The organism is Holophagales bacterium, assembly GCA_016719485.1.
Lineage (GTDB): Bacteria > Acidobacteriota > Thermoanaerobaculia > UBA5066 > UBA5066 > UBA5066.
Genome location: JADJZB010000002.1, coordinates 68,566 through 91,163, shown reverse-complemented (window position 1 = coordinate 91,163; position 22,598 = coordinate 68,566). Strand labels below are relative to the sequence as shown.

Annotated in this window: 21 protein-coding genes; 6 read left to right on the top strand and 15 right to left on the bottom strand. The window is 70.9% G+C overall.

Annotated features, from left to right (window positions below; genetic code table 11):
- Positions 1-198: 198 nt before the first annotated feature.
- Positions 199-2,358 (top strand): M3 family metallopeptidase, encoded by a 2,160-nt coding sequence (locus IPN03_00520; GenBank protein MBK9372246.1) that lies wholly within the window; start codon positions 199-201, stop codon positions 2,356-2,358.
- A gap of 72 nt (positions 2,359-2,430) precedes the next feature.
- Here IPN03_00520 and IPN03_00515 read toward each other — a convergent pair whose 3' ends face one another.
- On the bottom strand, positions 2,431-2,898 hold the full coding sequence (locus tag IPN03_00515; GenBank protein MBK9372245.1) for a hypothetical protein: 468 nt from the start codon (positions 2,896-2,898) through the stop codon (positions 2,431-2,433).
- An 80-nt stretch (positions 2,899-2,978) separates the two neighbouring features.
- On the opposite strand from IPN03_00515, the gene IPN03_00510 reads away from it, so the two are divergent.
- Positions 2,979-3,791, top strand: a complete 813-nt coding sequence (locus IPN03_00510) for an alpha/beta hydrolase (GenBank protein ID MBK9372244.1) — start codon at positions 2,979-2,981, stop codon at positions 3,789-3,791.
- Between the two features lie 42 nt (positions 3,792-3,833).
- On the opposite strand, the gene IPN03_00505 is transcribed toward IPN03_00510, so the two are convergent.
- The gene (locus tag IPN03_00505; GenBank protein ID MBK9372243.1) at positions 3,834-5,021 is read right to left on the bottom strand and encodes an aminotransferase class I/II-fold pyridoxal phosphate-dependent enzyme; all 1,188 of its coding nucleotides are present in this window, start codon (positions 5,019-5,021) and stop codon (positions 3,834-3,836) included.
- A gap of 178 nt (positions 5,022-5,199) precedes the next feature.
- Between IPN03_00505 and IPN03_00500 the strand changes: the two genes are divergently transcribed.
- The 4 genes from IPN03_00500 to IPN03_00485 all read left to right on the top strand — a co-directional run bounded on the left by IPN03_00500 (position 5,200) and on the right by IPN03_00485 (position 9,548).
- On the top strand, positions 5,200-6,141 hold the full coding sequence (locus IPN03_00500; GenBank protein ID MBK9372242.1) for a cysteine synthase family protein: 942 nt from the start codon (positions 5,200-5,202) through the stop codon (positions 6,139-6,141).
- Positions 6,142-6,160: 19 nt separating this feature from the next.
- Entirely contained in the window at positions 6,161-7,513 is a 1,353-nt protein-coding gene (locus IPN03_00495; protein ID MBK9372241.1) for a cytochrome ubiquinol oxidase subunit I, read from the top strand.
- The gene (locus tag IPN03_00490; protein ID MBK9372240.1) at positions 7,503-8,612 is read left to right on the top strand and encodes a hypothetical protein; all 1,110 of its coding nucleotides are present in this window, start codon (positions 7,503-7,505) and stop codon (positions 8,610-8,612) included. The genes IPN03_00495 and IPN03_00490 overlap by 11 nt, the downstream gene beginning before the upstream one ends.
- Positions 8,613-8,684: 72 nt before the next feature.
- Positions 8,685-9,548: a hypothetical protein gene (locus IPN03_00485; GenBank protein MBK9372239.1), complete on the top strand. Its 864-nt coding sequence runs from the start codon at positions 8,685-8,687 to the stop codon at positions 9,546-9,548.
- Here the strand turns inward: IPN03_00485 and IPN03_00480 are convergent.
- From IPN03_00480 to IPN03_00420, 13 genes are all read right to left on the bottom strand, one after another.
- The gene (locus IPN03_00480; protein MBK9372238.1) at positions 9,541-10,674 is read right to left on the bottom strand and encodes a glycosyltransferase family 4 protein; all 1,134 of its coding nucleotides are present in this window, start codon (positions 10,672-10,674) and stop codon (positions 9,541-9,543) included. The two genes, IPN03_00485 and IPN03_00480, sit on opposite strands and share 8 nt — an antisense overlap.
- Positions 10,675-10,808: 134 nt before the next feature.
- Complete coding sequence (locus IPN03_00475) at positions 10,809-11,573, bottom strand: outer membrane lipoprotein-sorting protein (protein ID MBK9372237.1); 765 nt, start codon at positions 11,571-11,573, stop codon at positions 10,809-10,811.
- Positions 11,566-12,798 carry an ABC transporter permease gene (locus IPN03_00470; protein MBK9372236.1) on the bottom strand — a complete coding sequence of 411 codons (1,233 nt, stop codon included), beginning with the start codon at positions 12,796-12,798 and terminating at the stop codon, positions 11,566-11,568. The genes IPN03_00475 and IPN03_00470 overlap by 8 nt, the downstream gene beginning before the upstream one ends.
- Complete coding sequence (locus IPN03_00465; GenBank protein MBK9372235.1) at positions 12,795-13,505, bottom strand: ABC transporter ATP-binding protein; 711 nt, start codon at positions 13,503-13,505, stop codon at positions 12,795-12,797. The genes IPN03_00470 and IPN03_00465 overlap by 4 nt, the downstream gene beginning before the upstream one ends.
- Entirely contained in the window at positions 13,496-14,302 is an 807-nt protein-coding gene (locus tag IPN03_00460) for a metal ABC transporter permease (protein ID MBK9372234.1), read from the bottom strand. Before IPN03_00460 ends, IPN03_00465 begins: the two co-directional genes overlap by 10 nt.
- Positions 14,299-14,958: an ATP-binding cassette domain-containing protein gene (locus IPN03_00455; GenBank protein MBK9372233.1), complete on the bottom strand. Its 660-nt coding sequence runs from the start codon at positions 14,956-14,958 to the stop codon at positions 14,299-14,301. The genes IPN03_00460 and IPN03_00455 overlap by 4 nt, the downstream gene beginning before the upstream one ends.
- A complete protein-coding gene (locus tag IPN03_00450) occupies positions 14,955-15,977 on the bottom strand; it encodes a zinc ABC transporter substrate-binding protein (GenBank protein ID MBK9372232.1) in 1,023 nt (340 codons plus the stop codon). The genes IPN03_00455 and IPN03_00450 overlap by 4 nt, the downstream gene beginning before the upstream one ends.
- On the bottom strand, positions 15,974-16,348 hold the full coding sequence (locus tag IPN03_00445; protein ID MBK9372231.1) for a hypothetical protein: 375 nt from the start codon (positions 16,346-16,348) through the stop codon (positions 15,974-15,976). Before IPN03_00445 ends, IPN03_00450 begins: the two co-directional genes overlap by 4 nt.
- A gap of 21 nt (positions 16,349-16,369) precedes the next feature.
- Positions 16,370-17,407, bottom strand: a complete 1,038-nt coding sequence (locus tag IPN03_00440; protein ID MBK9372230.1) for a hypothetical protein — start codon at positions 17,405-17,407, stop codon at positions 16,370-16,372.
- A 23-nt stretch (positions 17,408-17,430) separates the two neighbouring features.
- Complete coding sequence (locus IPN03_00435) at positions 17,431-18,432, bottom strand: NAD(P)-dependent glycerol-3-phosphate dehydrogenase (protein ID MBK9372229.1); 1,002 nt, start codon at positions 18,430-18,432, stop codon at positions 17,431-17,433.
- On the bottom strand, positions 18,429-19,688 hold the full coding sequence (locus IPN03_00430) for a competence/damage-inducible protein A (GenBank protein ID MBK9372228.1): 1,260 nt from the start codon (positions 19,686-19,688) through the stop codon (positions 18,429-18,431). Before IPN03_00430 ends, IPN03_00435 begins: the two co-directional genes overlap by 4 nt.
- Positions 19,685-21,628 (bottom strand): ABC-F family ATP-binding cassette domain-containing protein, encoded by a 1,944-nt coding sequence (locus IPN03_00425; protein ID MBK9372227.1) that lies wholly within the window; start codon positions 21,626-21,628, stop codon positions 19,685-19,687. The genes IPN03_00430 and IPN03_00425 overlap by 4 nt, the downstream gene beginning before the upstream one ends.
- 40 nt (positions 21,629-21,668) lie before the next feature.
- Complete coding sequence (locus tag IPN03_00420; protein MBK9372226.1) at positions 21,669-22,565, bottom strand: GGDEF domain-containing protein; 897 nt, start codon at positions 22,563-22,565, stop codon at positions 21,669-21,671.
- Positions 22,566-22,598 lie beyond the last annotated feature (33 nt).

Genomic DNA, 22,598 nt, shown 5'->3' with positions numbered 1-22,598 from the left:
CGTTGACGCCGTTCCCGGCGATCTTCGCGAGGACGGTCCCCACACTATTGACGTGGCCCCCCGAAATCAACCCGGACGCTTCCGGAGCCGCCTGAGGTCTCGTCGCAGGCCGACCGCGCTCCGTGCGACCGCGTAAGATGCAGGGTCGGCCCGCCGGGCCATTCCGGTCGCGTGCGGGTGAATGCAGGGAGGAGACACATGAGAAGAGTCCTGACTGCCGTCGCCGGCCTCGCGATGGCAATGCCGTGCCTGGCGCAGCCCGCGGCCGAGCCTAAGCCCGAGACGAACCCGTTCTTCATGGAGTGGGCGACGCCGTTCGGCATGGCGCCGTTCGAGAAGATCCAGGCCGCTCACTTCGTCCCGGCCTTCGAGGCCGGGATCGCCGCGCGGAAGAAGGAGATCGAGGCGATCGCATCGAATCCCGAGGCGCCCACGTTCGCGAACACCGTGGAGGCTTTGGAGAACGGCGGGCTCGCGCTGTCGAAGGTGAGCGACGTCTTCTTCACGCTGTCCGGCGCCGAGACGAACGACGAGATCCAGGCGATCACCCGGAAGGTCTCCCCGCTGCTCTCGTCGCTTCGCGACGACGTGCGGCTGAACGAGAAGCTCTTCGCCCGGGTGAAGGCGGTCTGGGAGAAGCGGGACACGCTCGGACTGACACCCGAGCAGAAGAAGCTCGTCGAGGACGGCTACAAGGACTTCGTCCGCGGCGGCGCGAACCTCTCCCCCGAGCAGAAGACGCGGTTCCGGGAAGTGAATCAGGAACTCTCGGCGCTCGGGATCCGGTTCAGCGACAACCTTCTCAAGGAAACGAACTCCTGGCGTCTCGTCGTCGAGAAGAAGGAAGACCTCGCCGGGCTGCCCCCCGGCGTCGTCGCGGCCGCAGCCGACGCGGCGAAGGCGGCGAAGCTCGAGGGGAAGTGGGTCTTCACGCTCCAGTCGCCCTCGATCTGGCCCTTCCTGACGTTCGCCGAGAACCGTGCGCTCCGCAAGGAGATCCTGACGGCCTACACGACCCGGTGCGACAAGGGCGGCGAGACGGACAACAAGGAGCTCCTGTCGAAGATGGCGGCGCTGCGCGCCGAACGGGCGAAGCTCCTCGGCTTCGCCACGTGGGCCGACTTCGTCCTCGACGACAACATGGCGAAGACGCCGGCGAGGGTCTACGAGCTGCTGGACCGCGTCTGGAAGCCGGCTCTCGAGGTGGCGAAGGTCGACGCGAAGGACCTCGCGGCCGCCCTGAAGGCCGACGGCAAGGTCGGGCCGCTCGAGCCGTGGGACTGGCGCTACTACGCCGAGAAGGTCCGCAAGGCGCGCTACGACCTCGACGACCAGGCGCTGCGTCCCTACTTCGCGCTCGACCGCGTTCGCGAAGGAGCCTTCTCCGTGGCGAACCGGCTCTACGGCATCACCTTCACCGAGAGGACCGACGTCCCGAAGTACCACTCCGAGGTGAAGACGTTCGAGGTGAAGGACGCCGACGGCTCGTTCCTCGCCCTCTTCACGACGGACTTCCACCCGCGCCCGGGCAAGCGCGGCGGGGCCTGGTGCGGGCGGCTCCGTGAGCAGTGGGTGAAGGACGGCAAGGACGTCCGCCCCATCGTCACGAACGTCATGAACTTCACACGGCCCTCGGGAGACGCACCCGCGCTCCTCTCGCTGGAAGAGGTCGAGACGCTCTTCCACGAGTTCGGGCACGCCCTCCACCGGATCCTCTCGCGCGTGACCTACCGTTCGATGTCGGGCGTCCCGCGCGACTTCGTCGAGCTCCCTTCCCAGATCATGGAGAACTGGGCGCTCGAGCCCGAGGTGCTGAAGGGGTACGCGAAGCACTGGAAGACCAGCGAGCCGATCCCGGCCGCCCTCGTCGCGAAGATCCACGAGTCCGAGCTCTACGGCCAGGGATTCGCCACGGTCGAGTACGCCGCCGCGGCCTACCTCGACATGAACTGGCACACGCTGACCGAGCCGAAGGTCGAGAACGCGACGGCCTTCGAAACGGCGTCGCTCGCGAAGATCGGGCTCATCCCCGAGATCGTCTCCCGCTACCGGAGCCCGTACTTCCAGCACATCTTCGGACCGGGGGGCGGCTACTCCGCCGGGTACTACAGCTATCTCTGGAGCGAGATCCTCGACGCCGACGCCTTCGAGGCGTTCCGCGAGAAGGGGATCTTCGACAAGACCACCGCCACGGCCTTCCGCAAGAACATCCTCGAGAAGGGGGGCACCGCCGAGGCGATGTCGCTCTACAAGGGCTTCCGGGGCCGCGAGCCGTCCGTCCAGCCGCTTCTCGTGCGGCGTGGGCTCACCCCGGCGGCGACCGCAAAGACCGCGACGACCGCTCCGGCGACGCACTGACCTGCCGCGCGGCGGGGGGAGAGGCCCGGCTTCTCTCCCCGCTCCCGCGCCGGAGGCGCCAGGCGGTGCGCGCTACCCCAGGAGCGGGCCCGGGTGAGTCCTGCGGATGATCCGGGAAGCGAGAGGCCCAGGCACGGTCTCGTTCATCAGGAGCGCGTCGACGAGCTCCTCCACCGGTTCCCAGAGGTAGGCGAGCCTCACGGCCGTCTCGCGGAAGACGGCGTCGATCTCGAGGCCGGCCCGCCGGGCGAAGACGGCGATGCGGTGCGTGTCGATCTCGATGCCGACGTGCGGCTCGACAGGAAGCTTTCCTCCGGCCATCACCACGGCGATCGGTCCCGCCGCGAGGAGTCGGAGGTAGACGTGCTGCTTCTTCCGGTCGGCGTCGGAAACGCCCGACGGAAACTCCTGGCCGACGAGGATGCGGCCGCGCGTGTGCTCTTCGGGGTAGATCGAGACCTTCGGGAGGCGAAGGCCGGCGTCCCACGCGACGACTGCGCGACCGGCTTCGTGATGAGCGACGAGACGACGGAACCTCAACGGACCCTCCCCTGACAGATTACAGGTTCGGGAGGAGGAAAGGTGCGACGCCGGATCAGCGCCGGTCCCAGAATAGCCGGGTGACCCGGCCCCTTCGCGCTTCCGCGCAGCGCACGCCGATTCCGATGCGGCTTCCCGAGGGGCGGATCGAGGCCTTCCGGATCGTCCCGGACGAGGTCTGGCCTGGCCTCGCCCCCATCGTCTTCCTCCACGACGCCCTGGGCGCCGTCTCTCTCTGGCGGGACCTTCCCGAACGGCTCTGCGGAGCACTGGGCCGCGAGGGGCTCGTCTTCGACCGCCTCGGGTTCGGCCGGTCCGATCCCTGGCCCGAGCTCCCCGGCCACGCTTTCTTCGAGGTGGAGTCGAGGCGGCGGCTCCCCGAGGTGCTGCGGCAGGCGGGGATCGCCCGCCCGGTCCTCTTCGGGCACAGCGACGGGGCCACCATCGCGCTCCTGTTTGCGGCCTTCTTCCCGGAGGTCCCCGCCGCCGTCGTTTCGATCGCCGCACACGTCTTCATCGAGGACGCGACGCTCGCCGGGATCTCCGAGACGGCTGCGACCTGGCGGACGTCCGACCTGCCGGCTCGCCTCGCCCGTCACCACGGGGAGAAGGCCGGTGCCGTCTTCCGGAGCTGGGCCGAGACCTGGCACGACCCGGCTTTCCGGAGCTTCTCGGCAGTGGAGGCGATCCGCGCGATCCGGTGCCCGGTCCTCGTGATCCAGGGCGAGGAGGACGAGTACGCGACCCGCGCCCAGGTCGAGGCGATCGCCTCCGCGGTCTCCGGGCCGGTGCGAACGGCGCTCCTTCCCGGCCTCGGCCACTTCCCGCACCGCCAGGACCCGGAGAGGGTCCTCGCCGAGACGGAGAGGTTCCTGCTCGACCTCGGCGCCTGAGCCCGGCAGCCCGGGCGGCCCGGCGTCCGGGGGGCCGGGGCGTCAGACCTTCGCCAGCGCCTGTTCGAGATCCTCGCAGAGGTCGAGCGCGTCCTCGCATCCGAGGGCGATCCGGACGAGGTCGTCGGAGATCTCTGCCTTCTCGCGATCGACCCTGGGGACGCTGGCGTGCGTCATGGAGGCCGGGTGCTCGATGAGCGTCTCGACGCCTCCCAGGCTCACCGCGAGCGTCGCGAGCTTGACGGAGTTCATGAGGGTCCGGCCCGCCTCGAGCCCTCCCTTCACGCCGAACGAGACGATGGCCCCGCCGCCCGTCATCTGCCGGCGCGCGAGGTCGTACTGCGGGTGGCTCGGGAGGAAGGGGTAGCGGACCCAGGACACCTTCGGGTGGGCTTCCAGGAACCGCGCGACCTCGAGAGCATTCGCCTGGGCCTTCTCCAGCCGCAGGCCGAGCGTCTTGACGCCCCGGAAGACGAGCCAGGCCTGGTGCGGGTCCATCGTCGGGCCGACGTTGACGTGTACGGAGCGGAGGCGGGCGAAGAGCGCGGGGTCCTTCGCGACGACGATCCCGGCGACGACGTCGCTGTGGCCGTTCAGGAACTTCGTCATGCTGTGCAGGACGACGTCCGCGCCGAGCGCGAAGGGCTGCTGGAGGAGTGGCGTGGCGAAGGTGTTGTCGACGGCGACGAGGGCGCCGCGGTCGTGGGCGATCTTCGCGATCGCCTCGATGTCGCAGAGCTTGAGCGTCGGGTTGGCAGGCGTCTCGAGGTAGACGAGCTTCGTCTCGGGCCTCATCGCCTTCTCGACGTTGGCCGGGTCCGACGTGTCCACGAAGGAGCCCGTCACGCCGAAGCGGGAGTACTCCTTCTCCAGGATCATCCGGCTCGCGCCGTAGAGGGCGTCGGTCCCGACGACGTGGGCCCCCGCGCCGAGGAGCGTGAAGTAGACGGTGTGGACGGCCGCCATGCCGGTCGAGGCGGCCATCGCCCCGCAGCCCCCCTCGAGGTCGGCGATGCACTCCTCGAGGGCCGCGACCGTCGGGTTCCCCAGCCGCGTGTACTTGTAGCCGGGGTCCGTCCCGCCGAAGCGGGCGGCCCCTTCGTCGGTGTCCTTGAACGCGAAGGTCGACGTCTGGTAGATCGGCGTCGCGACGGCACCGGTGAGCGGGCAGGTTCGCTGACCCGCGTGGATGATCCGGCTGGCGATGCGCAGGTTCTTGACGTCGGACATGATGCGAGGCACCTCTTGCGGGAGTGGCGACAGCGAGGATTCCGCGCCGCCCGGCCGGGCATCCTAGCATCCGGCGGGCACCCTCCCCTTCCTTGACTTCCCCCGCGCCCCCGCCTACAAGACTCGCTGGACTTTCGACGGGGCGGGCGGCTCCCCGGGGGTCCCCGTGGAGCGGTGCATGCGCGTCGTGGAAAGCGTCGTCGAGCTGATCGGGAGGACCCCGATGATCCGGCTCGGCGCCCTGAAAGAGCCGGGCGAGGCGGACGTGTACGCCAAGCTCGAATACCTGAATCCCGGGATGAGCGTGAAGGACCGGACGGCCCTGGGGCTCATTCGCGCGGCCGAGGAGAGCGGCGCCCTGAAACCCGGCGGGACCATTCTCGAGGCGACGGCCGGAAACACCGGGGTCGGCCTCGCCCTGGTGGGGGTCTCGCGCGGCTACCGCGTCGTCATCGTGATGGTCGAGGGGTACGCCCGCGAGAAGATGATCCTGATCCGCGGCCTGGGGGGCGAGATCGTCCTCGTCCCGCACGAGGCGGGAATCCAGGGCGCCGTGGCGAAGGCGAACGAGCTCGCGGCGTCGATCCCCGGCGCCGTCCCGATGCGGCAGTTCGAAAATCCCGCGAACCCGCGGATCCACTACGAGACGACCGGTCCGGAGATCTGGGAGCAGATGGGCGGAAGAGTCGACGGCATCGCCTTCGGCGTCGGGACCGGGGGGACATTCTGCGGCGTCGCCCGTTTCCTGAAGGAGATGGCCCCGTCCATCCGCTGCTGGGGAGTGGAGCCGCCCGATTCCATCTACGGCGCGACGGACGGGAAGGGCGAGCACATGGTCGAGGGGATCGGGAACAACTGGATCCCCGCCACGTTCGACCGCTCCCTCGCGGACGGCGTCTTCACCATTCCCCACTCCGAGAGCTACGAGATGGTCGACCGCCTCGGGAGGATGGGCCTTCCTGCCGCCGCCTCGTCCGGGGCCGCCGTCGCCGGGGCGAAGCGGCTCGCGAAAATGCTCGGCGAAGGGAAGCGGGTCGTCACGCTCCTGAGCGACCCGTCCGAGCGCTACTTCTCGAAATACGTCTACGACGGGCTCTACGAGGGACGCCGCATCCCCTGATTGCGGCGAGGAGGCGGAGTTGGACTACCCGATCCGGGAATTCGCGATGGGCGGCGGGATCCTGATCGCCCTCGTCGCAATCCTGCACGTCGTCGTCTCGCACTTCGCCGTCGGCGGAGGGCTCGTGCTGGCCGTTCTCGAGACGGCCGCCGTGAAGCGGAACGACGGGCCGCTCCGCGATCTCGTGAAGCGGTCGTCGATGATCCTCCTTCTCCTTTCGACCGTCTTCGGGGCGATCTCGGGTGTCGGAATCTGGTTCACGATCGGCGTCGTCCACCCGGCCGCCACATCGTCCCTCATCCACACGTTCGTCTGGGCCTGGGCGACGGAGTGGGCGTTCTTCCTCCTCGAGGTCGTGACGGCACTCGCCTGGGTCGCGACGTGGGGAAAGGTCTCCCCGCGGACGCACCTCCTCCTGATCTGGCTCTACGCCTTCGCAGCCTTCATGTCCCTCGTGGTCATCCAGGGAATCCTCGGCTTCATGCTGACCCCGGGGAGCTATCCGAAGACGTTCTCCTTCTGGGACGGCTTCCTGAACCCGACCTACCTTCCGGGCATCCTCTTCCGTACCGGGGCCTGCGTCCTCCTCGCCGCGGCGTGGATGGCCTTCGCGGCTCTCCGGGAGCCCGATCGCGGTGCCCGCGCACGGCTCTCCCGGATACTCGGAGCAGCGGGAGCCCTCGGGATCGGCGTCGCCGGGATCGGCTGGTTCGTCTGGGAGCGGGCGCTCCCGGAATCGGTCCAGCGGCTCTTCCTCGGCGAGAAGCCTCTCCTCGCCGCTCTCGCGACGGGCCGGTCGCATACGCTCCGGATGTTCGCCGTCGCCGCGCTGCTCGCCCTTCTCGTTCTCGTTCTGCCGAGGCTCCAGTCGTGGCCGGTTGCGATCCTCGCCCTCCTCGCCGGCGCCGGGATTCTCGCCGGCTACGAGAGGGTCCGAGAGGGAATTCGCAAGCCGTTCGTCATCGCCGAGCAGATGTTCTCCAACGGGGTTCTCGTGTCGGAGATCGACGCCCTGAACGCGAAGGGAATCCTCTCGAAGGCCGCCTGGGCGTCGAAAGAGGCGGGCGGGCGCGCCCTCCCTCTCGGCGAAGCCGTCTTCCGCGCACAGTGCGCCTCCTGCCACACGCGCGACGGCTACCTCGGTATCCGGAAGATCGCCTCCGCCATGGACGCCGAGTTCGCGGAGATGTTCCTGACGGCGATGCGGGACGACGGCGCGAACTGGAAGGCGCGCGCCGCGGGCAAGGACGTGAAGCCCGACTACGCGTTCATGCCTCCGTTCGTCGGGACCGACGACGAGCTCAAGGCGCTTGCCCTCTGGCTCGCGTCACTGAACGGGGGCCAGGTGGCGGAAGTGACCGATGCCCACTGACACCCTCCTCCCGGCCCTGGACCCGATGGCGATTCCGGGACCGCCGTGGCTCTTCCACGCCCTCTGGCTCGTGACGTTCGCGATTCACGTCGTCGGGGTCAACCTCGTGCTCGGCTCCTCGATTCTCGGCACGATGGCGTCGCTCGATTCCGACCGCACGTTCGGCCGTGGCGTCGCGGGCTTCTTCGCCGAGGTGAACACCTGGGCGGTCTCGCTCACGATCACGTTCGGCATCGCACCTCTTCTCTTCCTTCAGGTGCTCCACGGCCGGCTCTTCTACTCCGCGACGGTCATCCTCGCCCCCGCCTGGCTCGGCCTCCTCCTCTTCCTGACGGCGGCCTACTACCTGACCTACGGGGCCAAGTACCGCCTTCGGGCCGGAAAGGGAGCCGCGGTTCACCTCGGCCTCTCGGCGCTTCTCTTCCTCGGCGTCGCGGCGATCCAGGTCGTCGTGCACCTCCTCTCGGTGCAGCCCGGCCGCTGGGAAGGGGTCCTGGCGGCGCCCTGGACGGCCTTGTCCGACCGCTCCTTTCTCCCCCGCTTCCTCCACTTCGTCCTGGCAGGTGTCACGCTCGCGGGAATCCTCCTCGCGTGGGTCTCGGTTCGCCGGGTCCCCGAAGACGGTGCTCGCGCCGAGGCGTCGGCCCGGGCCGCGTTCGGCGTCAAGATCGCCCTCCTGGCCACGCTGCTCCAGCTCGTCGTCGGACTCTGGCTGACGATCTCCGTCCCGCGCGAGGTCCTCCTCGGCCTCATGCGGGGAGGCGGCGCGACGATGCTCCCTCTCACGCTCGGCATCGCCGCGGGCTTCGGCCTTCTCGTCTTTCTCGCCCGGGTGAGGGACCCGATCGCCGACCGCACCTCGGTGAGACGCTCGCTCGAGCTGTTCGGCCTCGCCATGGTCCTGATGCTCGTCACCCGCCACCAGCTGCGTGACCTCTACATCGCCGCGGCCGGCGCCGACGCCGCTCCCGCGACGACCGGCCAGTGGGGTGTCTTCGCGATCTTCCTCGGCAGTTTCGTCCTCTGCGCCGCCCTGGCGATCGTCGCGGTCGTCCGCAGCGCGAAGGACCGGCCGGGTCCCGGAGAAGCGACGGCGTGAGGCGCGCCGCACGGACGCGGCGGGCTCCCGTCACCTGAACCTTTCGGGCGCAGGAAGGGCTACGATCGGGCCGTGCTCGGAGGCCCTCCCCAGCCCACGCTCCGCGACCTCTGGACTCCGGAGGACGAGGAGGACGTCCACCTCTTTCTCGAGGCCGTGTCGCGCGCCGATCTCCTCGCCGCCCTCTCCGCGATCGAGGGATCCCCGGCCGCCGACCGCCTCGAGGACGAGGCGCAGGTGACGGCCTGGGCCGCCGTCACGGCGAGGCGGCTGCCGCTCCTTCCCTCGCGCGGGCCCTTCGCTCTCTCGCGCCTCCTCCGCGGTCTCCTCGTGGACGACCTCTCCTTCCGTGGCGACAGCGACGACTACTCGGCCACGAGGAACTGCTGCATCCACAGGGTCCTCGCGCGGAGAAAGGGTATGCCGATCCTCCTGTCCAGTATCTGGATCGAGGTGGGCCGGCGTGCCGGAATCCCGGTCGACGGCATCGGGATGCCCGGGCACTTCCTCGTTCGCGTGGGAGGCTCGGTTGGCGTCCACGTCGACCCGTTCGCAGGCGGCCAGGAGCTCTCCCGCGAAGGGTGCCGGGCGCTCCATGACCGGATCGCGGGGCCCAAGTCCCGCTGGAGCGACGACTTCCTCGAGGTGAGCACGACGGATCAGATCCTCGAGAGGGTCCTCAACAACCTCGCCGCCTCGACCCGCGAGGAGCGCGACGCGGCCGGGAGCTATCGCGTGGCGACTTTCCTCGCGGCCCTTCGGCCTCTCTCTCCCGAGAGGACGCTCCAGAAGGCGATGACCGCCGCGGCGATCGGCGTGACGGACGAGGCCGCGACGGCCTTCGCCGACGTGATCGAGCGCTTCCCCGATTCCCCCGAGGCGGAGAGGGCCTCGCAGGGGCTCGACTCCCTCTCCGCCGGGACGCCGGTCAACTGAGTCCGCGCATCGGCGGCCCCTGCCGCCGGAGGACGGCCGCCTCGTCGAAGACCGCCAGGGTCCGCCTCGCGGTTTCCGCCCAACGGAATCGTTCGGCGCGCGCCCGGCCCTCCCGCGTCAGCCTCTCGCGAAGGCTCGCGTCGTCCAGCAGACACGCGAGGCGGTCCGCGAGCGCCTCCGCGTCGTGCCACGGGAAGAGCAGTCCGGCCTCGCCGACGACCTCGGGGAGCGAGCTGGCGTCCGAGCAGACGACACGCCCGCCGGCCCACATCGCTTCCGCAGCCGGCAGGCCGAAACCCTCGTAGCGCGACGGGAAGACGAGGGCCGTCGCCCGGCAGTACAGAGTCGCGAGCTGGGCGTCGTCGACGTACCCGGCGTACCTGACGAACGGGAGGGCCGCACCGGGGTCCTTCGGTCCGCACTCGACGAGCGGTACCTCTTTCCGTCTGCCGTTCAGGATCGCCATCGCCCGGTGGAGCGTGGCCAGGTTCTTCCGGGCGTCGCGCGCACCGACGGCCAGGAAGAACGGCCCATCGATACCGAGCTTCTCGAGGACCGGAGAGGCGCCCGCGGACGGCGCCGGGAGATCGTCCGCTCCGAGGAGGGTCACACGGATCTTCGCCGGGTCGGCCCGGACGTGGCGCTGAATCTCCCGGGCCGTGAACTCCGAGATCGTGATGACGAGGTCGGCCCGGCGGACCGCGCGGACGTATCGCATCCGGTGCTTCACGCGCTTCACGACCTTCCACCACCGGTGGTCCAGCTGGAGCATCGGAGCGACGTCGTGAATGGTCACGACGAGCGCCGCCCGGCGCGCCACCGGCTCGACCCTGTTCCACGGGTACCAGACGACGTCCGCCGTCGTGCGGGGCAGCAGGGAGACGGGCTCGACCGCGGTCCGTCCGGGAAGTGTCGGGTCGAAAGACCGGAGCAGCTCGCGCAGCGCCCCGACCTCGTGCGGGCTCTCGACGAAGAGGGTGAACGTCACGTCCGGCCGGAATGCGGGAATACCGCGAAGGACGTTTCGGACGTACCGGCCGATTCCCCGTCGCTCCCGGAGGAGACGCGAGGCTTCGACGCCGATGTGCCGGACGGGCGCGGACTCCGGCCCCGGGGGCTCGATCACGAGGGCCTCGGATTGCAAGAGTCGAGTATATGGCTCGCTCGCGTTGCCGAATTTCGATCACTCCTGAAGCGAGAGGGAGCCCGCGAGGAGAACCGGCCGCGCTGGAGATCCTCACGCCAGCTGGCCCGGGAGGCTCAGCGACCCGGGGCCACCCCGCGTGCCTGCGGAACGAAGAGGACGTCGTCCAGCGTCGCCTTCTCGGCGTCGAGGTACTCGACGACGGTCGTTCCCGGGCGAAGAGCGTCGACGATCGTCATCCGCGTCACCGTAGGCACGCTGCGCAGGGTCCCCCACTCGTCGAACGTCGCCTCGCGCGCCGTCTTTCCGGACGGCAACAGAAAGACGATCTTGCGGGTCCGGCCCTCCCCGCGGTCCACCCAGACGCGGAGGACCGGGAACGCCGGGTCGCGTCCCTTCTTCGCCCTGAGCAGGAGGACGTCGCACACCCTTCCGCCGAGCTCGTCGCTCCTCTCGACCGTTGCGTCGTAGTCCTCCGCGAAGCGCGTCCTGGCGACGTCGGCCACGGCGAAGCCCCCGGTCACCCGGTGGCTGCGGGGGATCCGGATCGGGTTCTTCGTCCCGGGCAGCACGAGCCAGGCGTCCTTCCCGTTCACGAGGAGGAGCTTCCCGCGGTCGTCCGGAGCCAGGAACTCGATCCGGATCTTCTCGGGACCCTTGACGAGGACCGCGAACTCTCCCGCAAAGGCCGCGGCCCCCGTGCGCGAGGTCGTCACTCGCAGCCTCATCCGGGCCTCCGAGAGAGCGATGCGCGGCGCGTCGGCCCTGGCCAGGATGGCGGCCACTCCGGGCACCTCGCCGCGGGCCGCCACCGGGAGGCTGAGAACGGCCACCTCCAGGGCGAGGAGGACGAGGCCGGCCGCAAGTCGCCGGTCACACATGTGTCAGCGCCTCCACCGGGTCGAGACGCGCGGCGCGCCGCGCCGGCCACCAGGAGGCGGCCAGGAGCGTGACGGTCATCAGAACGAAGCCGACGAGGAAAGCCGCCGGGATCAGCTCGACGTTGAGGACTCCCCCGCTCGTCGCTCCCGGTGGGGGCGGCAGGGAGATGCGGGAGGCGTTGAGCACGGAGCGGATCAGGAGCGATCCGATCGCTCCGGCGATCGAGCCACCGAGGCCCATCAGCAGCCCCTCGGCGAGGAAGAGATTCCTCACCTGCCGGCGCTCCATCCCGATGGCCAGGAGCGTCCCGATCTCCCGGGTCCTCTCGAAGACCGACATCGTCATCGTGTTCGCCGCCGCGAGGATGACGACCGTCGCCAGGACGAGACCCGTGAAGAGAAAGATCCCGGCGTAGAGGCGCCGGACGGCGAGGTAGAAGGGCGCGCTCTCGATCCAGGTTTTCACGGTGGCGCCTGCGCCCCCGCGGTGGAGACGCGCACGCAGGGCCCCGGCGGCCTTCTCGAGGTCGACGCCGGGCTTCAGGGTGACGGCGATCGACGTCGCCTTCCCTTCCGCCTTCAGGAGACGCGCCGCCGGGACGTACGGCAGGAAGAGGAGCCGGTCGTCGAGCTCCTTGATCGGCCAGCGGAGAATGGCGACGACCGTCGCGTCGATCGCATTCAGGCCGCCGTCGGGCGTCGTCGTCATGACCGTGACGAGATCCCCGGTCTTCGCCCCGAGAGAACGCGCGAGCCCGCCGCCGAGCATCACCTCGTCGGCCTCCGGATCGGAGAGGAAGGTCCCTTCGGCCACGGCCTCCGCCGTGATCGAAGCGCTCTTCTCGAGAGCGGGGACCGTCCCCGTGCCCATGTAGCCGACGCTCCTCTCCCCGCGCGCGACGAGGCCGAAGAACGCGAGGCGCGGCATCGCCTGAAGGACGTCCGGGCTCGTCGCGACGCTTCGGGTCAGCTCCTCGGCGTGGTCGAGCAGGAGGGTCGCAGCCTCCTCGTCGCTCCGGCCCGCCGCTTCGGCGCTGAGGACCCGCAGGTGCCCGCCCTGGCCCCGGATCGTGATGTCCTTCAGGCCGCGAAAGGTCTGCGCGACGAAGCCGGCCGTCATCGTGGCGGCGACGAAGCCGACCACGACGATGCTCCCGGTGAGGATCGTCCGCCGCCGGTGCCGGAAGAGGTTCCGCGCCGCGAGGCGCCACCAGCGAAGGCTCAAGAGGGACCTCCCGTCGTGAGCTCGTCGGAGACGATGAGGCCGTCGACGAGGCGGATACGGCGCGGCACGCGCTCGACGATGCGCGGATCGTGACTGGAGAAGAGGAAGGCGATTCCCTTCCGGGCGTGCAGATCGTCGAAGAGGTCGAGGAGGCGCGCGGCCGTCTCGGAGTCGAGCGAGGCCGTCGGTTCGTCGGCCAGGACGAGCGCCGGCTCCCCGACGATCGCGCGCGCGACGGCGACGCGCTGGCGCTGGCCGCCCGACATCGCGTCGGGCCGGCGCCCCTCCATGCCGGCGAGCCCGACGGCGGAAAGGGCGGCCCGGGCCCGATTCCGGCAGACGTTCTCGGCGAGACCGCGGATCCAGAGCGCGAGCGCGACGTTCTCTTCCGCGGAGAGGACCGGGACGAGCTGGTGCGACTGGAAGACGAAGCCGAGCTTCTCCCGGCGCAGGCGCGCGCGGCCCCGGTCGTCGAGCGTCGAAACGTCCTCGCCGAGGAGCTCCAGGCGGCCCGAGTCGGGCCGGTCGAGCAGCCCGAGGAGGTTCAGGAGGGTCGTCTTGCCGCTCCCCGAGGGCCCCGCGAGAACGGCCAGCTCGCCCGGCGCCAGCGAGAGCGCCGCCTCGCGGACCCCGACGACCCGCTCCTCCCCGGAAGCGTAGATCCGCGTGAGGCCGGTCGCCGACAGCAGGGGCACGTTCACGCCCAGCGCCGCACGCGGCCCGCCGCCACGCTGCCGAGGAAGCAGAGCGTGCCGGTCAGGATGATCGCGGCCCCCGACGGAATGTCGAGGGCGACGGAGAGGAGGAGCCCGCCGAGAACCATCGCGAGGGACGCACCTATGGAGCCGAGCAGGAACCCCGGCCAGCGCGAGGCGAGCGACCGCGCGACGGCGCCGGGAAGGACCAGGAGCGCCGAGACCAGGAGGATGCCCACGACCTTCAGCGCGACGACGACCGTCAACGCGAGGAGGACGAGGACGAGGAGCCGCATCCGTGTGACGTTCACGCCGGCGGCGAAGGCGCCGTCCTCGTCGATCGAGGCGAGGAGGAGCGGCCGGAAGTAGAGCGTCAGGAGCGCGAGGACGAGGAGAGAGGCGGCGCCGAGCGCCACGAGGTCCTTCGGGTCGACGGTCAGGATGTTCCCGAACATCAGGCCGAAAAGGTCGACGTTCGTCTCGAGGAAGCTGATCGCCACGACGCCGATCGCCATCGCCGCCACCGTGAAGACGCCGACGGCCGTGTCCTCGGTCAGCTCCCCGTCGTCCGAGGCTTTCGCCGTCGCGAGCGCCACCGCGAGCGCGGCGACGAGCGCCCCGAGGCCCGGCGGCGCCCCCACGAGCGCCGCGAGGGCCACGCCGCCGAACGCGCCGTGGGAAACTCCCGAGCCGACGAACGCGAGGCGACGGAGCACGACGAAGAACGAGAGCGCCCCGCAGACCACGGCCACGATGAATCCGGCGGCGAGGGCCCGCTGGAAGAACGGGAACGCGAAGAACTCGATCACGACCGGGTCTCCTCGACGACGCGGCCGTCGATCCGGAAGACGGCGTCGGCGCCTCCCATGGCGTCGCTGTCGTGGGTGACGTAGACGATCGTCCTGCCCGCGGCCACCTCTTCCGCCGCGAGACGCCGAAGCGTCTTCATTCCCTCGGCGTCGAGGGCGGTGTCGGGCTCGTCGAGGAGGAGGAGCGCGGGGGTTCCCGCGATGGCGCGGGCCAGGAGGACCCTCTGACGCTGCCCGCCCGAGAGACGGCCGACGGGACGGGTCGCGAGCTCCTCGGCGAGGCCCGCGCGCGAAAGGGCGCGCCGCGCCTGGGCCTCGACGGCCCGCGACATTCCGAAGCCGGGGCCCGGCGCGAGGGCGAGACCGACGAGATCGAGGCCCGTCACGGGAGCCTGCGGCGAGAGCGTGGAACGCTGCGGCAGGTATCCGATGCGCGGACGGGGCAGCTCGCGGCCCGCGTCGTCGAGAAACGTGACGCGCCCGCGCTCGGGCGTCAGCAGACCCAGGAGAACCCGCGCGAGCGTCGTCTTTCCGCCTCCGTTCGGTCCGACCATCGCGGTCCGCTTCCCTGCCGGGATCGTGAACGAGGCCGAGGAGACCGCCGTCCGCCCGTTGAACGAGACCGTGACGTCCTCGAATCGGACGGCCACGCTCACTCGCTCCCTCCGGGCGTCTCGAGAAGGCCGCGACGGAACGCGGCGGCGTTGAAACGCATCAGCGCAGGATACGTCTCCCGCCCCGGAACGCCGCCGATCGGGTCGACGAGCGTCAGGGCCAGGCGCGCCTCCCGCGCGACGACCCGCGCCGCGGCCGGGGGAAACTGCGGCTCGGTGAACAGTCGCCCGAGGCCTCCCCGGCGCCCTTCCTCGACGAGGGCCTTCAGCTCCCGCGGAGAGGGTTCGCGGCCCGGAACCGGCTCGATGGAGGCGGCCTCGACGAGGCCGTACCGGTCGGCGAAGTAGACCCAGGCCCGGTGGGCCGAGACGAACCTCTTTCCTTCGAGCGGCGCGAGGGCCGCGGCCAGCTCCCGGTCGAGGTCGAGGTACGCGGTGGCCGTTTCCCGGGCGCGACGCCGGTAGTCGTCGGCGTGAATCGGGTCGACGGCGGCGAGCGCCTCTGCGATCGGCCCGAGGCTCCTGGCCGCGAGGACCGGCGAGAGCCACCAGTGGGGGTCCTCTCCGAGGACGCCGTGCGCGTGGCCTTCGTGTCCTTCCTCACCGGCGCTCGCCTCCCCGGCGTGGCCGGCCTCAGGACCGTGATCGTCGCCCTCGTGTGGCACCGCCTCGCCGCGGTCGTGCCGATCGTGGGCGTCCGGACCGATGCCGAGAGAGGCGGCCGCGTCGTGCACGCGCGCGTCCGAGGCGCAGGCCGCGAGGACTCTGCGCATCCAGTCGTCGTAGCCCGCTCCCGCGACGACCACGAACTTCGCACCGGCGAGCTTCCTCAGGTCGGACGGCTCCGGCTCGAAGACATGGGGAGAGGTCCCGGGCGGGATGACGGTACGCACCGTCCAGTCGGCGCCGGCGACGCTTCGCACCATGTCCGCCAGAGGCGCGATCGTCGCGACGGCCACGGGTCGCCCGTCCGCGATCGACCCGTCCCGAGCCCCGCAGCCCGAGAGCGCGGCCAGAAGGAGAATCGAAGCGGCTGCGCCGCCCGGCAGCCGAAGCGTCACGACGGCCCCACCCCGGCTTGACCACGGGCGTCGGTACGGACGATGCTCCGGGCGGAGGAGGACGACACGCCGTGGAGCACCGGGACGATCACCCCCATGTGCACGGGCCGGGCTGCGGTCATCGGGCCGTTCGTCATGGCGATCACGCCGATTATCTCCACGACGGGCATCTCCACTCCCCCGCCGATCCGGGCGTCGCGGAGCACGTCCTCGAGGTGGACCGGGGACGGCCCGCAGCCTGCGCGCCCGTCGAGTGCGCGGCGAAACACCATGCCGGCTGCGGACACCCCGCCGTCCCGCACGGCGATCACGTCGATTACCTCGTCGACGGGGCTCTCCACCATCTTCACGGGGATCACTGCGACCTCCACGGAACGCTCTGACGCCGGCCCTCAGGCTGGCCCGGCATCGCGCCGGGCGACGAGGCCCCGCGAAAGGATCGCCCTGACGGGCTCCTCGAACGTGTACGACGTGGTGATCTGCAGCCGCCGCTCGGCGGCCTCGGATGCGTTCCACGCCTCGAGCGCCTGAATCCGCTCTCCGAGCCAGGACTCGCTCAGCTGGCGCGAGGCGGCGATCCGGAGGAGCCGGGCCCTCTGCTCACCGGCGTCGCCGATCTCCGGGTGGTGGTTCACGGCCCAGATCCGGGGACGCCCGTCGGCGAAGCGCTCCACCTCGGCCATCGTGATCGCCTCTCCGCGTTCGCCCTCGGGGCTCGCCTCGTGCGCGAGGACCTCGATGCCGGTCTTTCCCGTCGGGAGGATGTCGAAGAGCCGGCTGTCGAGGACCTGGATCCGTCCGCCCGCGCTCGCGTGGTAGAGCCCCTTGAACCATGCGTGGCGCCGCGCCTCGTCCGTCAGGAGATTCGTCACGACTCCCGCGCTCTTGCCCTTCCGGGCAGAGCGCGGGGCGGCCTCGCCGAACCCGGCCCAGCGCGCCAGGAGGCCGAACGTGTGGCAGATGCCGAGGAGCGCTGTAGAGGGGTTTCCTCGCACGGCGTCGAAGAAGCGCCAGAGCGGAGCCTCCCACGAAGGATCCTCGAGAATCCCCTGCGCATACGGCGAGACGCCGTCGTTCTCGCGCGGGTCGAGCGCTCCCGGGCCCCCGGTGCCGACCACGAGGGCGAAGCGCGACGCCGAGGTCGGGACGGCGCCCCCGAGCCTCACGTCGTAGGAGACGACCCGGACGCCCGGCGCACCGGCCCCGAGGCGCCGCCGCTCCTCCTGGCCGATCCGCATCAGCCTGTCGACGACGGAGGCGTGCCCCAGGTTCGCAAAGCCGTGGTGCATGTCGAGCACGGCGACGTCGAGAAGGCTCCTCACTGCCGGCGGCTCGTCGCCCGGCCGCTCGACCCGCGCGTAGCGCACCCGGGGGTCCTCGACGACGAAGAGCGGGAGACGATCGTCCTCCGGGTTTGCGTCGTCGCGCACCGCCTCAGGGGCCGCGGGGCCGCTCAGCTTCCCTCCTCTTTGAGGGAACGGGTCATCAGCCGCGACACGGCCTCCCGCGGCGCGAACGCCCCGGAGAGGATCGCCGCGACCGTCTCGGAGATCGGCATCTCCACCTCGACGCTCCGCGCGAGCTCGACGATCGCGCCGGCCGTCGAGACGCCCTCCGCGACCTCGCCTCCGAGCGACGAGAGCGCGTCCTCGACGCTCCTGCCCGAGGCGAGCGCGAGACCGACCCGCCGGTTCCGCGAGAGGTCGCCGGTGGCCGTCAGGATGAGGTCTCCGACCCCCGCCAGCCCCGAGAACGTCTCCGGAAGGCCCCCGAGGCGCGTCCCGAGCCGGCGGATCTCCGCGAGGGCTCTCGTGAGCAGGGCGGCACGGGTGTTCTGGCCGAGCTTCAGGCCGTCCACGATGCCGGCGGCGATCGCCACGACGTTCTTCGTGGCGCCCGAGATCTCGATTCCGACGACGTCCGTCGAACGGTAGAGACGAAACGTCGGCGAGGCGAGACCCTTCTGGATCCGGGCGGCCATGTCGGCGTCCGCACAGGCGACGACCGCCGCCGCGGGGAGCCCCCGGGCGACCTCGACTGCGAAGGTCGGCCCCGAAAGGACCGCGACCGGTACGTCCGGCCCGAGAATGTCCCGCATCATCTGGGTCGTCCGGCGGTGGGTCCCGATCTCGATACCCTTGGCGGTGGAGACGACGGGGGTTCCCCCCCGGAGGAATCGCTGGAGGCGCGTCAGCTCGCTCGCGGTCCACTGGACCGAAACCGACCAGAGGACCGCCTCTGCACCGTCCAGCGCCTCCTCGGGGCTCATCGTCGGCTCGACGAGTGACGGAAGCGGCTCGGCGCCCGGGAGCGCGGGGTGGGCGCGAGACCGCGCGATCTCCTCGACGATATCGGCCCGGTACCCGAGGAGGCTGACCGCCAGCCCCGATCTCGCCCCGTGCAGCGCCAGGGCCGTGCCCCAGGCCCCGGTCCCTACGATCGCGATCTTCTTCACTCCACCCCTCCCCTTTCGACGAGCCAGCCGCGGATCATCGCCAGCGCGGCCGACGTCGTCCATCGGCGCACCATACTGCGGTCCCCCGGCAGGACGAGCCGCTCGTGCCGCCGCGTCCCGTCCGCGGCCTCGAGCGCGAGGTGGACGGTGCCGACCGGTTTGTCCGGAGTCCCGCCGCCTGGCCCCGCGATCCCGGTGACCCCGAGGCCGACGGCAGCCCCCAGGCGGCTCCGGACCCCGGCCGCCATTTCCAGCGCGACCTCCTCCGAGACCGCGCCGCGAGACTCGAGCGTCGCGGGGGAAACGCCGAGGATCCCGGTCTTCGCCTCGTTCGCGTACGTGACGGCTCCCCCGACGAAGTACGCGGACGATCCGGCGACATCGGTGAGGCGCGAGGCGACCATGCCCCCGGTGCACGACTCCGCGACCGCGAGCGTCAGGCCGGCGTCCCGAAGGAGCGCACCGACGACCCCTTCGAGCGTCTCGTCGTCACGTCCGAAGAGGGCTGGACCGACCGCCGACCGGAAGTCGGACTCCAGGACGTCGAGCTCCTTCCGCGCCTGTGCGAGCGTCCCGCGCGCGGCGAAGTGGAGCTGGACCTCGCCCGGCGCCGACGCCAGGATCGTGACCTCGTGATCCCGGTGCGCCTCGTAGACCGGGCGGACGAGCTCCTCGACGGCGCTCTCGCCCAGCCCGACGACCTTCAGGACGCGTCGGTGGACTCCGGCCGGCGTCTCTCGCCCCATCAAGTGCGGGACGACGGACTCGGCGAAGAGGGCCTTCATCTCCCACGGCACGCCCGGGAGGAGGACGATCGTCTTTCCGTCCGTTTCGATCAGGTAGCCGGGCGCCGTTCCCCGCCGATTCGGAAGGACGACGGCCCCCTCGACGACGTCGGCCTGCTTCGCGTTCACCTCGGGCATCTCGCGTCCGCGCTTGCGGAAGCGCTCCCTGAGCCGTTCCAGGATCTCGCCGTCGCGGACGAGCCTGCGTCCGAGGAGGACCGCCACGGCTTCCTTCGTCCGGTCGTCCTCCGTCGGTCCGAGCCCGCCGGTGACGCAGAGGAGCGGCGCGCGGGAGAGCGCGAAGGAGAGCTCGGCGAGGAGCTCGTCCCAGCCGTCGACCACGCACGCCTTCCGCACGACCCGGAAGCCGATCGCCTCCAGCTCCCCCGTCAGGAAGAGCGAGTTCGTGTCGAGTCGCGTCGTCCCGAGGAGCTCGCTGCCGACCGCGAGGATCGAGGCGTTCCGGGTCATGCGGGGACCTCCTGCTCGAGCTTTCTCACGGCCGCCTCCCAGGAGGCGTAGCGCTCGTCGAGGGCTCTCCTCGCCTCGTCGCGCGAGAGGGTCAGCTGACGGGTGCGCGGTCCGTCCTTCCACGCGGCGGGCTCGGCGAGCGCAGCGTCGATCTCGCGGATCCGCTCCTCGAGGCGGAAGACCTCGGCCTCGAGGGACTCCACCTCGCGGCGGGCCTTCGTGCGCTGCCGGTCCGCCTGCCGGTCCGGCCGCCGGGCGGCTCTCGGTTCCGGATCGGCCGGGGTCGTCGGCGACGAGTCCGTCACCGCGCCCTTCTCCGCGGCCCGGCGGCGCGAGAGTTCGGTGAAACCCCCGGGCCAGAGCGACGCTTCGCGCCCCCGGATCTCGAGGACGTGCGTCGCGATCCGGTCGACGAACCAGCGGTCGTGCGACACGAAGACGATGGTCCCCTCGAACTCCAGGAGCGCCTCCTCGAGCCGCTCGCGCGAATCGAGATCGAGGTGGTTCGTCGGCTCGTCGAGCAGGAGGAGATTCGCGCCTCCGAAGACGATCCGGGCGAGGGAAAGACGCCCCTTCTCGCCGCCCGAGAGCGTACCGACTCGCTGCTCCACCTCGTCCCCGCGGAAATCGAAGAGGGCGAGGAAGTCGCGCGCTTCGCCGTCGAGGAGAGACGGGTCGAGATCGCGGACGACGTCGAGGACCGTCCAGGAAGACGGGAGGTCGCGCATCTCCTGGTCGTAGTAGCCGACGAGGACCCCCGTTCCGGGAACGGCGCTCCCGCCGAGCGGCGCGAGGAGGCGGGCGATCGTCTTCAGGAGCGTCGTCTTCCCGCAGCCGTTCGGCCCCCAGAGAGCGACACGCTCGCCGCGCCGGAGGAGGAAGGAGACCGGCGACAGGAGCGGGCCCGTCTCGGCGTAACCGGGAACGAGACCCCTCAGCTCGAGGACGCGGTCGCCCGAGGCCCGCGCCTCCTCGAAACGGAAAACCACCTCGTTGGCGTCCTCCCGCGGTGCCTCCACGCGCTCCAGCTTCGCCAGCATCTTCCGGCGGGCCTGGGCCTGCCTCGTCTTCTGCCCCGCGATGTTCCTCCGGATGAAGTCCTCGGTCCGCTCGACGAGTTTCTTCTGCTCCTCGGCTGCCTTCGCCCGCAGCCTGTCCCGCTCGGCCTTGAGCCGCCGGTAAGCGTCGTAGTCGCCCGGGTAGTCCTCGAGCAGCCCGTGCGCGACCTCCACGATCCGGTCTGCGACCGCGTTCAGGAACTGCCGGTCGTGCGAGACGACGAGCGCCGCCTGAGCGCCGGCGTTCTTCCTCTCCACGAGCCACGTCTCGAGGAACTCCAGGCCCGCCACGTCGAGGTGGTTCGTCGGCTCGTCGAGCAGGAGGACCGACGCGTCGCCGAGGAGGAGCCGGGCGATCTGCGCGCGGTGCTTCTGTCCCCCCGAGAGCTCGCCGACGGGGCGGCCCCACGTCTCGCAGGGGAGGCCGACGCCCAGGAGGACACGCTCGACCCGCGCGTCGGCCTCGTAGCCCCCGTTGCGCTCGAAACGCTCGCGTGCGGCGTCGTGTTCGGCCAGGAGCGACTCGACCGACCCCGCGTGCGCCGACGAGGACGCGGCGGCGATGGCTTCCTCGAGGCGGCGCATCTGCACCTCGAGGCCACGGAGCCCTTCCTGCGCCCGGGCGACGAAATCGCGAAGGGGCTCGTCGCCCTCCGGCTCGACGGCCTGCTCGAGCGACGCGAAGGTCGTTCCGCCCGCCAGGAGGACGCGCCCCGCGTCGGGCTCCACGAGCCCCTGGACGATCCCGAGGAGAGTCGACTTCCCCGCCCCGTTCCGGCCGACCAGGCCGACGACCCGTCCCGGGTCGTGCTGCCACGTCGCACCCGTGAAGACGGTCCGGGCGCCAAAGGCCTTGTGGACGCGCTCGAGCCGATAAAGCACGCGCGGAGAATACCCTTCAGCGTCCCCCGGGCCGGATCGCCTACTCCCCGGTGCCTCCGGCGTCGACGCGGTTTCGTCCCTCGGCCTTCGCCTTGTAGAGCCTCACGTCGGCTGCCTTCAGGAGGTCGGTGGCCCCCCGTGCGTCCCCGGGGAAACAGGCCACGCCGCCGCTGATCGTGACGCGCCCGAGCGGCTGCGTTCTGCCCCCCGCGAAATCCGTCGACTCCACGCGGGCACGGGCCGCCTCGGCCACCTGCTGGCCCTCCTTGCGCGACGCCCCGTAGAGGAGCATCACGAACTCCTCGCCGCCGAAGCGGGCCACGATGTCGCCACGCCGGGCAGTCCGCCGCAGGAGGTCGGAAACCTGGACGAGGACGACGTTCCCGGCGGGGTGGCCGTGGGTGTCGTTGTAGGCCTTGAAGTGGTCGATGTCGAAGAGGACGATGCTCACCGCGTCCTTCATCTGGACGGCGCGCTCGAGCTCGAGATCGAGCCGTTCGATGAAGAAGCCGTAGTTGTAGAGGGACGTGAGCCGGTCGGTGATGGCGCGGTGCTGGCTCTGCGACACCATGCGCGAGAGGCTTCGTATCCTCTGGGATTCGATCCGGAAGAGCTCCTCGAGGAGATGCGGCCGCAGACGGATGAAGTCCCGGAACTCGGTGGCGCCGATCGTCCGGATCCGGCAGTCGGTGGCCGCGCGCAGGCCCGCCGACCGGGCGCCGCCGTCGAGGCAGGCCATCTCGCCGAGAACGTCACCCGCTCTCGCGACCCGGAGAACGACCGGCTCTCCCGAAGGAGACGACTGGAGAATCTCGAACGTCCCCTCCACGAGGAGGACGACCGTATCGCCCTTGGCGCCCTCCTGCCAGAGCTCCTCGCCGGCTGGAACGACCCCTTCCCGTCCGAGCGGCAGGAGCTCCCGGTAAAGCTCGTTCACGCCTCTGTTGCCCCCATGAGTCCCTGGCGCGGC